Origin of the sequence: Rhodococcus sp. SGAir0479 (assembly GCF_005484805.1) — a bacterium.
In the GTDB taxonomy this organism is placed as follows: domain Bacteria; phylum Actinomycetota; class Actinomycetes; order Mycobacteriales; family Mycobacteriaceae; genus Prescottella.
In genome coordinates, this window is record NZ_CP039432.1 from 1,592,852 (window position 1) to 1,605,722 (window position 12,871).

Below are 12,871 nucleotides of genomic sequence, written 5' to 3' on the forward strand. Positions count from 1 at the left end.
CCCGGCTAGGCGCCGGCGACGTCGAGTCCGTGCAGGCGCTTCGCGGTGGGCGACTTCTCGACGGCGTCCGGATCCGGTTCCGTGCCGAACACCCGGTCGGCGGTGCCCGAGCTGGTGACCGTGAACCAGTAGTGCTCGTTGCGGTAGTGATGATTGCGATGGTGTCGCCACGTCGCCCGGTACGGCGCCGATGTCGGCTTGTAGTCCGTGTGGATGAGGAAGTGGGTCCACTCGTACGCCAGGCCGAGTGCCGTGATGACGATCAGGAAGGTCAACCCGAGTTCCACCCGTGGGAAGCCGAGCAGGGCCGTCGCCAGCAACAGCGGCACCAGCCACACGAACACCGGCGTCGGGATGAAGTCCAAGGGGATGTTCCGCGGGTCTCCGTGGTGCGCACGATGTTTGCGGGCCAGGAGCGGATCGATCGTGATCCCGGCGATCCGCTTCGGGCGCCAGTGGAGGACGAACACGTGGATGAGCCATTCGAGGACGGGGAACAGCGCGGCCATCACGACCGGCACCAGGGCGTCGGCCCACGTCCATCCGCCCAGCACGAGACGGATCGTCAGGGCGCCGGCGAGGAGGCCACCGATGATCCACGGACTCGGGTGGCGGACGAATTCGCGGGCCGCGCCCGCGAGGGTGACGTCGCGGCCGAACGCGGGCGACGTCGGGCGGGAGGTGGTCATGTGTCCTCCTCGGCTGGATCCTGTGCGGCGACGAGCGCGGTGTCGAGCAGTGCGGTCGCGGGCTCGAGCAGGGTGTGCGCCGCGGTGAATGCCGCCTCCGGGTCGCGTCGCCGGACCGCGTCGGCGAGCGCGCGGTAGCGACCCGTCTCGGAGACCTCGGCCGCCATCACGATCGCCAGGGCGTCGAGCATCGGCTCGTACGACGCCCGCAGCGTGTTGAACATCAGGCGGAAGGTGATGGAATCGGCGCCGTCGACGAGCAGGTCCCAGAAGTCGAGGGCGACCCGTTGTCGGCGGACCGGGTCGTCGTCCGCGTCGAGCGCGTCGACGACGGCGTCCAGGGTGTCGGCGGTGGCGGCCGGCGCGCGCCTCGCCGCCAGTTCGGCCACCTTGGGGCCGTTCCACAGGCGTGCTTCGAGGATGCTGCGGGCCACCGCGAGATCGACCTCGCCGCCGCGAACCAGGAGTCGGGGGAGCAGATCCAGCCCGCCGCGGCGTCGCAGGTCGTTGACGACCGTCGCACCGCCCTGCCGGATGTCGAGCAGGCCCAGTGCGGCGATCCGGGTGAGCGCCTCGCGCACCGCGGGTCGTGAGACGCCGAGGGCGTCCGCCATCCGGCGTTCGCCCAGAAGTGTCTCGCCGGGCGCCAGACTGCCCGCGACGACGCTGTCGAGGAGTTGGTCGAACACTTCGTCGGGGATCGATCTGCGGCGCACCGGAGTGAGATCCATGTCACAACGCTAGGGCGAGGTGATCGATCTGGTCAAGTGGTCAGACCAGCGTTCATCGGGACCGGTAGCGCTGCGCGCTGCCCGGCGGTCCGTCCGGGCCCGGCAGGCGATTCAGCACCGCGCGCGGAAACGCGCGTTCGGGATGGCGGGTCTCGATCTCGGGCGGGAGGGGGCGCGCGGTCCAGTTCGCGGACCACGGTGCGGCCGTGAACGACGTGGGCTCGTCGAGGTTCTGGACCGTGCCGCCGCGACCGCCGAACGAGGTCCGGATCGAGGAGTGGTCGACAGCGACGTCGACCCGGAGGGACCCGTCGACCACCGACAGCACCCACTCGTCCATCTCCTGGAGCAGTTCAGCGGACCCGCTGTCGCACCCGTCGCATCCGCAGTCGGGGATCTCCGCCAACGTCACTGCCGGGTCGCCCGCTGCGACCGTGACGGTGAAGATGTGGTCGCTGTCCACCGGGCTGTGCGTCGTCAGCACCAGGGGGACCGCACCGTCGACCACGGGCTCGAGGACGGTGTCGGCACCGCCCGATTCCGAGGGGCGCAGCGCCCACCTCACCTGCGCGGCTTCTCGCGCCCAGCCGCGGTCGAGGAGCACCCGCGTCCACGCCCGCGCCCGGGCCACCACGATCAGGAACTTCTCCGGGTCGGTGACGCGCTCGTACACGGCCTCGTTCCGCTCGGCGCCGTCCCCGTACGGGTTCGGCCACCCCGGCGTGTCCGGGCCGGTGACGGCGAAGGCCGCGTCGACGTCGGTGAGCAGTGCGCAGATCTCCGGCGAGAGGACCGATGCTCCTTTGCCCCAGCCGGATTCGTGCAGGCGTCGAACGTCGTCGTTGTAGTCGTCCCACCACGACCGTCCCGGATTTGCACCCATCGCAGGGACGGTACCCGTCTTCCGCGGCATCATCGGAGGCGCCGGGTGGAACCGTGCGTGCGAGTGGGAGTGGAACTGATGGAAGACGTAGTACTGGCGCTGCTGTTCGTGGCCTTCGCCGGCGTGTGTGCGCTGGCCGCGTACACCGGAACCCGGGGCTGGGTCACGGATCCGGCGAAGGGCTACCGGGTCCCGTCCACAGTGCGGGGAAACCCGGAACTGACGCGGCTCGCGAACACGCTCGTCGCTCGATGGTGCGCTGCGGCGGCGGTGCTCGCTCTGATCCCGGCGGCGGCCCTGGCCCCCGGCATCTTCTCGGAGTTTCGGATCCCGCTTCCCACCTGGAAACGCGCGGCCACTGCCGCATACGGCTTCGTCGTCACCGCGGTGGCCCGGTACCCGTTCGTGCGTATCGCGCGGCTGTAAGGTGCCGGGCGTCCTTCAGCGCAAACGCCGAACGGGAGTTCACGGCACACTTCTGCGGCGAAAGCGTGCCGTGAACTCCCGTTCAGCGGTTGGGGTCAGCCCGGATAGTGCCGCGGGGTGAATACCCGCGTCCCGGAGGGGTGCTCGACGACGGTGGTCTGCGACGAGCCGACGATCAGGAGGCACCGCATGTCGACGTCGGCGGGGTCGAGATCGGCGAGGCGCACGATCTTGATCGACTCTTGCGGGCCGGCGACGTCGCGGCCGATCACCACGGGGGTGTCGGGGGAGCGGTGTTCGAGGACGAGATCGCGCATCGCGGCCACCTGCCACGTGCGGGACTTCGACGCCGGGTTGTAGACCGCGAACGCCAGATCGGCACTCGCGACCGCGGACACCCGCTGGGCGACGACGTCCCACGGCTTGAGGCGGTCGGACAGCGAGATCATCGCGTAGTCGTGGCCCAGGGGCGCGCCGACCCGGCTGGCGACGGCATTGGCCGCCGTCATACCGGGCAGGATCCGGACCGGGACGTCGCGCCACTGGTCCTCGGCCGCCACCTCGAGCACCGCAGCGGCCATCGCGAACACGCCCGGATCGCCGGACGAGACCACCGCGACGCGCGCGCCCTGCTTGGCCAGGTCGAGGGCCATCGCGGCCCGCTCGGCCTCGACGCGATTGTCGCTCGCGTGCCGACGTTGGCCCGGTCGCACCGGCACCCGGTCGATGTAGGTGGTGTAGCCCACCAGGTCGGTCGCGTGGGCGAGCTCGTGCCGCACCTCCGGCGTGGTCCAGCCCTGGTCACCGGGACCGAGCCCGACGACCACCACCTCCCCGCGCGCCGGCGCGGGTGCGGTCCGGTTGTTGACCGGACTGGGCACGATCGCGATCGAGAAGTACGGGACCCCGGCGTCGTCGACCTCATCGGCGGCCGCGACGCGCTGGCGGTCGGTGCTGGCGCGTTCGACGTAGTACGCCTCGTCGATCCGGCCCGAGTCCTTCAGCGCCTGGCGCACAGCGGGATACGTGCGCCCGAGCTTCATGATCGCGGCGGCGTCGGTCTCGCGCAGCCGGCGGGTCAGCTCGTCCTGCGGCAGCGTGCCCGGCAGGACGGTCAGCACTTCCTCACCCTCGACGAGCGGCTCGGCGAGGGCGGCGGACGCGGCGCTGACGGCGGTCACACCGGGGATCACCTCGGCCTCGAACCGCTCGGCCAGACGCTTGTGCATGTGCATGTACGAGCTGTAGAACAGCGGGTCGCCCGCGGCGAGGAGTGCGACGCTGCGACCGGCCTCGAGGTGCGCGGCCAGGCGGGCGGCGGCCTGCTCGTAGAACTCGTCCATCGCGCCCTGGTATCCACCGGGGTGATCGATCGTCTCGGTGGTCACCGGGTAGATCAGGTGTTCCTCGATCTGGCCGTCGTGCATGTACGGCGCGGCGACCCCGCGGGAGATGCTGCGGCCGTGCCGGGCGCTGTGGAACGCGACCACGTCGGCCTCGCCGATCACGCGGGCGGCCTTGACGGTCATCAGTTCCGGGTCGCCGGGTCCGATGCCGACGCCCCAGAGCTTGCCTGCACCACTCATTCGACTTCGCTCGCAATCGCATTGAGGGCGGCCGCAGTGATCGCGCTGCCGCCGCGGCGTCCACGAACCACCAGGTACTCGAGGCCGGCGGGATGTTCGATCAGCGCCTCCTTCGACTCCATCGCGCCGATGAAACCGACGGGTCCACCGACGATCGCCGCGGGTCGCGGCGCACCGGCCTCGATGAGGTTCAGCAGGTGGAACAGTGCGGTGGGGGCGTTGCCGATCGCGACCACCGCGCCCGCGAGCTTGTCGCCCCACAACTCCAGCGCCGCCGCCGACCGGGTGTTGTCGATCGCCTTGGCCAGCACCGGAACTCGGGGATCACCGAGCATGCACAGCACGTCGTTGTCACGGGGCAGACGCTTGCGGGTGACACCAGCGGCGACCATCTTCGCGTCGCACAGGATCGGGGCGCCGCGACGGAGCGCCTCGCGGGCGTCGGCCACGACGTTCGGGGTGAAGGCGATGTCGTCGACCAGATCGACCTGACCGCTCGCGTGGATCATCCGCACCACCGCCTGCGAGACGTCGGCGGGGAACCGGGTGAGGTCCGCCTCGGCCCGGATGGTCGCGAAGGACTGGCGATAAATCTCCGCACCGTCGCGGACGTAGTCGATCATGCGCCACACGATAGAGGCATCACGAGCGCGGGTTCTGCACCCGGTAACCCTCGGGGGCGGCGACCACATCTGTTACCTCACCGCGCGGGCGACCGCACTTGCGCTCGCATCCGGACCAGTGCTGTCGGCCCTCGGCGGGCAGATCCTCGTCCTCGATCGCCTGCCGGACGTCGGCCCGCACGTCGGTGTGCGACTTGGCGCAGCCGGGTCGGCCCGCACACGCACTGACCTGCAGGTACGGTGAGTTCTCGTCGAAGATCAGGCCCATCGGCGCGAGTACCCGCACCACCTGTTCGGCGGCCCACTCCTCGAGATCGGGCAGCAGCACCGAGCGCCACGGGGTCACCACGATCGGCTTCTCGACGGCGGCGAGGAACTCCGCGAGCCGCGCCGGGAGGGTGCCGAACGCGAGTCCCGCGGCGAGGGTGACGTTTCCGTCGGGCTGGTCGAGCCAGCCGATCGGCCCCCGCTCGATCGGTTCGGGGAGCCGTATCGGATCGCCGTACTCGAGACCGAGCCGCGCCAGGACGCGTTCGGTGCCGCCGGGCACCTCGTCGAGTCGCCACGCGTCGGCGCGGATCTCGGTGAACGTGCGCGCCGCCCGCAGCAGCACGTCGACCGTCGCCGACTCCGCCACCCGCACCCCGGTGTCCTCGCCGGACAGGACCAGCGCGAACGCGTCGTCGCCGAGCGCGTGCACACCGAAGTCGCCGCGCAGACCCGAGACGTCACCGGTGCCGTCGTCGATCGTGAACAGCGTGCGTCCGGGCAGGTCGGCCAGTGCCGGATCGGCGCACAGCCCGCGGTCGAGGTCGGTGACGAGGCCGCGGACGTCGACGACACCACCGATGCGGCCCGACAGCGGGGACGCGAGGATGTTGCGCACCCGTTCGTGGGTGGTGGACGGCAGCAGGCCCACGTCGGCGATGCGGCGGGCGAACTCCTGCGGGTCGGCGACCGCGCGGAGCTGGACGTTGCCGCGCGAGGTCAGTTCGATCTCGCCGTTGCCGATCTCCTGCGCCGCCGCCGCGAGCGCCTGGAGCTGCACCGATGTGATCACCCCGCCCGGCAGGCGGACACGCGCGAGGGGGCCGTCGGCGGCCTGGTGAACCTGGAGAGCGCCCGGGCACCGGTCCGGGACAGAACGTGGAGACGACACACGACAAGGCTAGCGACGCGCGACCGGTAGCATCACCGGCGACCGCGGCAGCAGAGGAAGCCGGTGAGATTCCGGGCGGTCGCGCCACTGTGAAAGTCAGACCCTCCGTTGCCGCCCGAACCGCTTCGACGAGTCCGCGGACTCGTCGAACCCTGCCGTGGGGCGCGAAACCCCGGAAAGGCTGCACCAGTGATCCTGCTGCTGTCGACGTCCGACACCGACCTGCTCAGCGCCCGCGCGAGCGGCGCCGACTACCGCTGGGCCAACCCCGCCCGCCTGCTCGTCGACGAGGACCTGCCCGCGCTGCTCCACGGTGTCGACCTCGTCGTCGTCCGCATCCTCGGCGGCCGCCGGGCCTGGGAGGACGGCATCGACGCGGTGCTCGCATCGGGGCTGCCGGCCGTCGTGCTCGGCGGCGAGCAGGCGCCGGATGCGGAGCTGATGGAATGCTCGACGGTCCCGGCCGGGACCGCGGCCGAGGCCCACACGTACCTCGCCGAGGGCGGCGCGGACAACCTGCGGCAACTGCACAACTTCCTGTCCGACACGGTGCTGCTCACCGGGTACGGATTCGAACCCGCCGTCCACCTGCCGACCTGGGGGATTCTCGAGCGCCGGGGTCCGAATGTCACATCGGTTCAGTCTGACGGAACCGATGTGACATTCGGCCAGCCGACCGTCGCGGTGCTCTACTACCGTGCCCAGCATCTGGCCGGGAACACCGCCTACATCGACGCGCTGTGCCGGGCGATCGAGGACGCCGGCGCGAATCCGCTCCCGATCTACTGCGCGTCGCTGCGCACCGCGCCCGCCGATCTGCTCGAGACGCTGGGCCGCGCCGACGCGCTGGTCGTGACCGTGCTCGCGGCCGGTGGTACCAAGCCCGCCAACGCGCAGGCCGGTGGCGACGACGAGGCGTGGGACGTCGCCGAACTCGCCGCGCTCGACGTGCCGATCCTCCAGGGCCTGTGCCTGACCAGCAGCCGCGAGACGTGGGAGGCCAACGACGACGGCATGTCCCCGCTGGACGTGGCCACCCAGGTGGCCGTCCCCGAGTTCGATGGCCGCCTGATCACCGTCCCGTTCTCGTTCAAGGAGATCGACGCCGACGGCCTCACCGCCTACGTGCCCGACGCCGAGCGCGCCGCCCGCGTCGCCGGGATCGCCGTCCGCCACGCGCGGTTGCGCCGGATCCCGAACCCGGACAAGAAGATCGCGCTGATGCTGTCGGCGTATCCGACCAAGCACGCGCGCATCGGCAACGCCGTCGGCCTGGACACCCCGGCCAGTGCGATCGACCTGCTCACGGCGATGCGTGAGCACGGCTACGACCTCGGACCGGTCGATGGCGACGACGCGCTGCCCGGCCTCGCCGCCCAGGACGGCGACGCGCTGATCCACGCGCTCATTGCCGCGGGCGGGCAGGATCCGGACTGGCTCACCGACGAGAAGCTCGAGGGCAACCCGATCCGCATCTCCGCCGCCCGCTACCGCGAGTGGTTCCAGACGCTGCCGCAGGACTTCCGTGACGGCGTCGAGGAGCATTGGGGCGCCGCACCGGGCGAGCTGTACGTGGACCGGTCGTCCGATCCCGAGGGCGAGATCGTCATCGCCGCCCTCCGGGCCGGCAACGTCGTGCTGATGGTGCAGCCGCCGCGCGGCTTCGGCGAGAACCCGGTCGCGATCTACCACGATCCCGACCTGCCGCCGAGCCACCACTACCTGGCCGCGTACCGCTGGCTCGCCGCCGACGCGGCTGCCGGAGGCTTTCAGGCCGACGCGATCGTGCACCTGGGCAAGCACGGCAACCTCGAATGGCTGCCCGGCAAGACACTGGGCATGTCGGCGTCGTGCGGTACCGACGCCGCTCTCGGCGACCTGCCGATGATCTACCCGTTCCTGGTCAACGACCCGGGCGAGGGCACGCAGGCCAAGCGCCGCGCGCACGCCACCCTGGTCGACCACCTGATCCCGCCGATGGCCCGCGCCGAGTCCTACGGCGACATCTCGCGGCTCGAGCAGCTGCTCGACGAGCACTCGAACATCTCCGCGCTGGACCCGGCGAAGCTGCCGGCGATCCGCCAGCAGATCTGGACGCTGATGCGGGCCGCGAAGATGGATCACGACCTGGGCCTGACCGAGCGTCCCGAGGAGGACGTGTTCGACGACATGCTCATGCACGTCGACGGCTGGCTGTGCGAGATCAAGGACGTCCAGATCCGCGACGGCCTGCACATCCTCGGCAAGGCGCCGGAGGGCGACGCCGAGGTGGAGCTGGTGCTCGCGATGCTCCGGGCCCGGCAGATGTGGGGCGGCGAGCAGACGGTGCCGGGTCTGCGGGAGGCACTGGGGCTCAGCGAAGCCGGCGACGAGGACCGCGGGCGGGTGGACGAGATCGAGGCGCGGGCGCACGCGCTGTTGGCCGCGCTGGCCGACGCGGGCTGGGACCCGGCTGCCGCCGACCGGCTGTCCGACGACGACACCGTCCGGCAGATCCTGCGCTTCGCCGCGACCGAGGTGGTGCCACGGCTGCGGCAGACGTCCGGCGAGATCGATCAGGTGCTGCACGCGCTCGACGGCGGCTTCATCGCGGCCGGCCCGTCCGGGTCCCCGCTGCGCGGGCTGATCAACGTGCTGCCGACCGGCCGCAACTTCTACTCCGTCGACCCCAAGGCGGTGCCGTCGCGGCTCGCGTGGGAGACCGGTCAGGCGATGGCCGAGTCGCTCGCCGCCCGCTACCGCGCCGACCACGGCGCGTGGCCCGAGTCGGTGGGACTGTCGGTGTGGGGCACGTCCGCGATGCGCACGTCCGGCGACGACATCGCCGAGGTGTTCGCGCTGCTCGGCGTCCGCCCGGTGTGGGACGAGGCGTCGCGTCGCGTCACGAGCCTCGAGGTGATCGACCTCGCCGAGCTCGGCCGTCCGCGCATCGACGTCACCGTCCGGATCAGCGGCTTTTTCCGGGACGCGTTCCCGCACGTGCTGGCGCTGCTCGACGACGCGGTCCGCCTGGTCGCCGGCCTCGACGAGTCCCCGGAGGACAACTACGTCCGCGCCCACGCACAGGCCGACCTCGCCGAACACGGCGACGACCGCCGCGCCACCACCCGCATCTTCGGCTCCAAGCCCGGCACGTACGGCGCCGGCCTGCTGCAGCTGATCGATTCGAAGAACTGGCGCGACGACGCCGACCTGGCGCAGGTGTACACCACGTGGGGCGGCTACGCGTACGGGCGCGGACTCGACGGTGTCCCGGCGTCGGACGACATGCGCAGCGCGTACAAGCGGATCGCGGTGGCCGCCAAGAACACCGACACCCGCGAGCACGACATCGCCGACTCCGACGACTACTTCCAATACCACGGCGGCATGGTCGCCACGGTCCGTGCGCTCACCGGTAAGGCTCCGGAGGCGTACATCGGCGACAGCACCCGCCCGGATGCCGTCCGCACCCGGACGCTGTCGGAGGAGACCGCCCGCGTCTTCCGGGCCCGGGTGGTGAACCCCCGCTGGCTCGACGCGATGCGCCGGCACGGCTACAAGGGCGCCTTCGAGATGGCCGCGACCGTCGACTACCTGTTCGGCTACGACGCGACCACCGACGTCGTCGCGGACTGGATGTACGAGAAACTCGCCGAGACGTACGTGCTGGACGAGCAGAACCGCAAGTTCATGTCCGAGTCGAACCCGTGGGCGCTGCACGGCATCTCTGAGCGCCTGCTCGAGGCCGTCGAGCGGAAGATGTGGGAGGAGCCGTCCCCGGAGATCCTCGACGGTCTGCGGCAGGTGTACCTCGAGACCGAGGGTGAGCTCGAAGGCTGACGCGGAGCCGCCTAGCGCCAGAACAGGTGGTGGGTGACTCCGCTCGGGCTGGGCACCGTTTCCAGATGGAATCGGTCGCGTAGTTCGTCCGGAGACTCCCACAGCCGCAGTCCGGTGCCGAACGTGATGGGGGAGACGGCGACGTGCAGGGTGTCGACGAGGTCGGCGTCGAGGAACTCCCGGATGGTCGTGACCCCGCCCCCGAGCCGGACGTCCTTGCCCCGCGCCGCCTCCTTGGCCTCCGCGAGGATCGTGGCCGGGTCACCGTCGACGAAGTGGAACGTGGTCTCGCCGCGCGTGATCGACGGCCGTGGGTGGTGGGTCAGCACGAACACCGGCGTGTGGAACGGGGGTTCCTCGCCCCACCAGCCCTCCCACTCGAGGTTCTCCCACGGACCGCGCTGCGGACCGAACTTGTTGCGGCCCATGATCTCGGCGCCGATGTTGTGGGAGAAGTCGCGGGTGAAGTAGTCGTCGAGGCCGCGGCTGCCGCCGCCGTCGGTGCGCATGGGCCAACTCGCCGTGGCGCCTGCCCACGCGAGCATCTCGCCGGGATCGAGGCCGAACGGACTCTCGAAGGTCTGATTCTCGCCGCAAGCGACGCCGTCGCTCGAGACGGTGAAGTTCTGGACCCGTAGCAGCTGACTCACGTGATGCTCCGCTCTCGAGGTGGGTTACGAGAAGACAGACTCCGTGCGCCGGCGGAACTCATCGCACCGGTCAGGCCAGCCGACGGTCGAACACCAGGTTCGGTTCCGCCGTCGGGATGTCGACGGTGTACACCCGCAGCCGCACCGCGTCCGCCGACAGGTCCATGGTCATGAAGCCGACGTCGTCGAAGTTCTGGTACAGATTCGCTCGCTCGGGCCGCGTCGACTTGCCGTGGTTGTTCTTCGCGGCCGCCCCCGAGACGATCTGCCGGGTGCCCTTGGACTCGACCGTCGGCTCGAGGACCTGCAGCGAGTGGTCGTGACCGGAGAGGATGAACTGGCAGCGCCCGACGACGTGGTCCTCGAAGAAGCGCTCGGCATGGACGCCGTTCATCGGCTCGAGCGGGATCCCGTCGTACGCGCCGGCATCGCCGTGCGAGCCGTTGTTCAGATACGGGTGGTGGGTGCAGGCGATCTTCCACTTCGCCGGCGAGGCCGCGATCGCGGCGTCCAGCCAGGCCCGTTGCTCGTTCATGAACTGCCCGTCCGCCGCCCAGTACGGCACGAACAGCGGCGGCAGGTAGGCGGCGACCGGGTTGAGATCGAGCACGAAGAACTCCACGACCGGGTTCTCCTCGGGCACTCGCACCGAGTAGTAGCGGTACGGCATCCACCATTTGCGCGACGTCGCGTGGTATTCGACCTCGTCGTTGCCGCGCAGCAGCCAGCCGCCGTCGCCGGGGAACACCGCGCTGTTGTCGTGGTTGCCCAGCGCCATCACCCAGGGAAAGTCCAGCCCGTGATTGGGGTCTTCGAACTTGGTGGCGAACTGCTCGTCCCGCCCGCCGACGGGACCGGCCTCGTAGATGTTGTCGCCCAGTCCGAGCGCCATTCCGAACGGCTCGGCCCGGTGCACCTTGCGGGCCGCGTCGGCGACCGCCCACTGCGGCGAAGTGCCGGTGCCGGCGTCGCCGGTGACCAACACCCGCACCGTCGACCCGGTCGGGAAGGCGAAGTTGCCCCCGGCGGGTGTCGGGGCCGGGGCCGCCGCGGCGACGGGTGGTGCCATCGCCATCAGCGGGACGGCAGCAGCGGCGACGCCGGCGCCTGCGAGGAAGTGTCGCCGGTTGATCGGGTCGAGGTCGGTCACGGGTGTCCTCACGGGCTCGTCGGTGCGCGGTCCGCCTCAGCAAACCTCGAGATGGACGGCTGTTCAACTGAAACCGCGGCACCGGCACGGATGTTCACGCATCGTTCATCGGTTCCGTGCCGCGGACCGTACGCTGACTGCATGGCTGCCACGCTGAGCGACATCGGAAACGCGAAATACGTTCTGCTGACGACGTTCAAGAAGGACGGATCGGGCGTGCCGACACCGCTGTGGGCGGCGATGGACGGCGACCGGATGCTGATCTGGACGGTCACCGACTCCTGGAAGGTCAAGCGGATCCGCCGTACGGACCGGGTGACGGTCGCAGTCTGCGACGTGCGCGGACACCCGAAGGGCCCGCAGATCGACGCAACCGCCGCCGTCCTCGACGACGGGGGAACCGATCGTGCCCGTGAAGTCATCGCCCGCAAGTACGGCATCCTGGGCTGGATCACGGTGAAGGGCAGCCTGATCCGCCGGGGAAGGAAGGGGACGGTGGGCCTGGCGGTGACCGCGCCCGCCTGACGCTCGCGGCGGCAACCCACGGATATCGGTCATTCGGGAATTCGTCGACGGCACGCGCGGGCCGCGTGCTTCACTTTCGCCCATGCGAAGAGCCCTTCCGGCAGTTGCGTTGCTCGCCGCGTGGTCGGTCGCCGCTGCGGTCCCGGCGGCTGGGGCGCCGCCGGGACCCGGCCAGCCGTCGTGGACCGGTGAGTACTCGGTCAAGCGCTTCGCCGCGACGAAGACCGGTACGAGTCTCGCGGCGCGGCAATGGGAACCGGATTTCGCCGACACCTACACGTTCGAGACGACGTGCACCGGTGACACCTGCGTGGCCACGGTCGTCGACGGGCCCGCGCCCGCCAACCCGACCCTGCCGCAGCCCGCGCAGTACACGTGGGACGGCACCAGTTGGGTGCATCCCTACGACTGGGAGTGGGACTGCTGGCAGGGGGAGGGGACGCCCAAGGTCTGGGCCCCGGCGCACTCGGAGGCGTACTACACGCCGCAACCCGACGGCACCCTGATCGGTTCCTGGCGCACGGAGATCGCCGACGGCCCGTGCGCGGGCTCGGTGATCATGGACGTGGCCGCCTACCCGGTCGGCCCCGGCCCCGGGACGTTCGGCAGCAGCAGCTGACGTCGCGG

Annotated in this window: 12 protein-coding genes; 4 read left to right on the forward strand and 8 right to left on the reverse strand. The window is 70.7% G+C overall.

Translation table 11 applies throughout. The annotated features are described in order from the left end of the window. Positions 1-5: 5 nt before the first annotated feature. The 3 genes from E7742_RS07480 to E7742_RS07490 are packed head-to-tail and all read right to left on the reverse strand — an operon-like array spanning position 6 to position 2,303. The gene (locus E7742_RS07480) at positions 6-689 is read right to left on the reverse strand and encodes a sterol desaturase family protein (RefSeq protein ID WP_137798375.1); all 684 of its coding nucleotides are present in this window, start codon (positions 687-689) and stop codon (positions 6-8) included. Beyond that, entirely contained in the window at positions 686-1,420 is a 735-nt protein-coding gene (locus E7742_RS07485) for a FadR/GntR family transcriptional regulator (protein WP_137798376.1), read from the reverse strand. The genes E7742_RS07480 and E7742_RS07485 overlap by 4 nt, the downstream gene beginning before the upstream one ends. 52 nt (positions 1,421-1,472) lie before the next feature. After that, positions 1,473-2,303: a DUF6226 family protein gene (locus E7742_RS07490; protein WP_254699189.1), complete on the reverse strand. Its 831-nt coding sequence runs from the start codon at positions 2,301-2,303 to the stop codon at positions 1,473-1,475. A gap of 78 nt (positions 2,304-2,381) precedes the next feature. Here E7742_RS07490 and E7742_RS07495 point away from each other — a divergent pair, with 78 nt between their 5' ends. Continuing rightward, a complete protein-coding gene (locus tag E7742_RS07495) occupies positions 2,382-2,729 on the forward strand; it encodes a hypothetical protein (RefSeq protein WP_137798377.1) in 348 nt (115 codons plus the stop codon). Between the two features lie 95 nt (positions 2,730-2,824). Here the strand turns inward: E7742_RS07495 and cobJ are convergent, their stop codons facing one another. Genes cobJ through cobG form a run of 3 tightly spaced genes read right to left on the reverse strand, consistent with a single transcriptional unit; the run spans position 2,825 to position 6,097 of the window. Next, a complete protein-coding gene (gene cobJ / locus E7742_RS07500; protein WP_137798378.1) occupies positions 2,825-4,315 on the reverse strand; it encodes a precorrin-3B C(17)-methyltransferase in 1,491 nt (496 codons plus the stop codon). Beyond that, positions 4,312-4,938 (reverse strand): precorrin-8X methylmutase, encoded by a 627-nt coding sequence (locus E7742_RS07505; protein ID WP_137798379.1) that lies wholly within the window; start codon positions 4,936-4,938, stop codon positions 4,312-4,314. The genes cobJ and E7742_RS07505 overlap by 4 nt, the downstream gene beginning before the upstream one ends. Positions 4,939-4,957: 19 nt before the next feature. Continuing rightward, the gene (gene cobG / locus E7742_RS07510; RefSeq protein ID WP_137798380.1) at positions 4,958-6,097 is read right to left on the reverse strand and encodes a precorrin-3B synthase; all 1,140 of its coding nucleotides are present in this window, start codon (positions 6,095-6,097) and stop codon (positions 4,958-4,960) included. 189 nt (positions 6,098-6,286) lie between these two features. On the opposite strand from cobG, the gene cobN reads away from it, so the two are divergent. Further along, a complete protein-coding gene (gene cobN / locus E7742_RS07515; RefSeq protein WP_137798381.1) occupies positions 6,287-9,919 on the forward strand; it encodes a cobaltochelatase subunit CobN in 3,633 nt (1,210 codons plus the stop codon). 11 nt (positions 9,920-9,930) lie between these two features. Here cobN and E7742_RS07520 read toward each other — a convergent pair whose 3' ends face one another. Further along, entirely contained in the window at positions 9,931-10,569 is a 639-nt protein-coding gene (locus E7742_RS07520) for a dihydrofolate reductase family protein (protein ID WP_137798382.1), read from the reverse strand. 70 nt (positions 10,570-10,639) lie between these two features. Beyond that, complete coding sequence (locus tag E7742_RS07525; protein ID WP_137798383.1) at positions 10,640-11,719, reverse strand: metallophosphoesterase; 1,080 nt, start codon at positions 11,717-11,719, stop codon at positions 10,640-10,642. Positions 11,720-11,860: 141 nt separating this feature from the next. On the opposite strand from E7742_RS07525, the gene E7742_RS07530 reads away from it, so the two are divergent. Both E7742_RS07530 and E7742_RS07535 read left to right on the forward strand, forming a co-directional pair. Then, positions 11,861-12,244 carry a PPOX class F420-dependent oxidoreductase gene (locus E7742_RS07530; protein WP_137798384.1) on the forward strand — a complete coding sequence of 128 codons (384 nt, stop codon included), beginning with the start codon at positions 11,861-11,863 and terminating at the stop codon, positions 12,242-12,244. Positions 12,245-12,326: 82 nt separating this feature from the next. Further along, a complete protein-coding gene (locus E7742_RS07535) occupies positions 12,327-12,863 on the forward strand; it encodes a hypothetical protein (protein ID WP_137798385.1) in 537 nt (178 codons plus the stop codon). Positions 12,864-12,871: the final 8 nt, after the last annotated feature.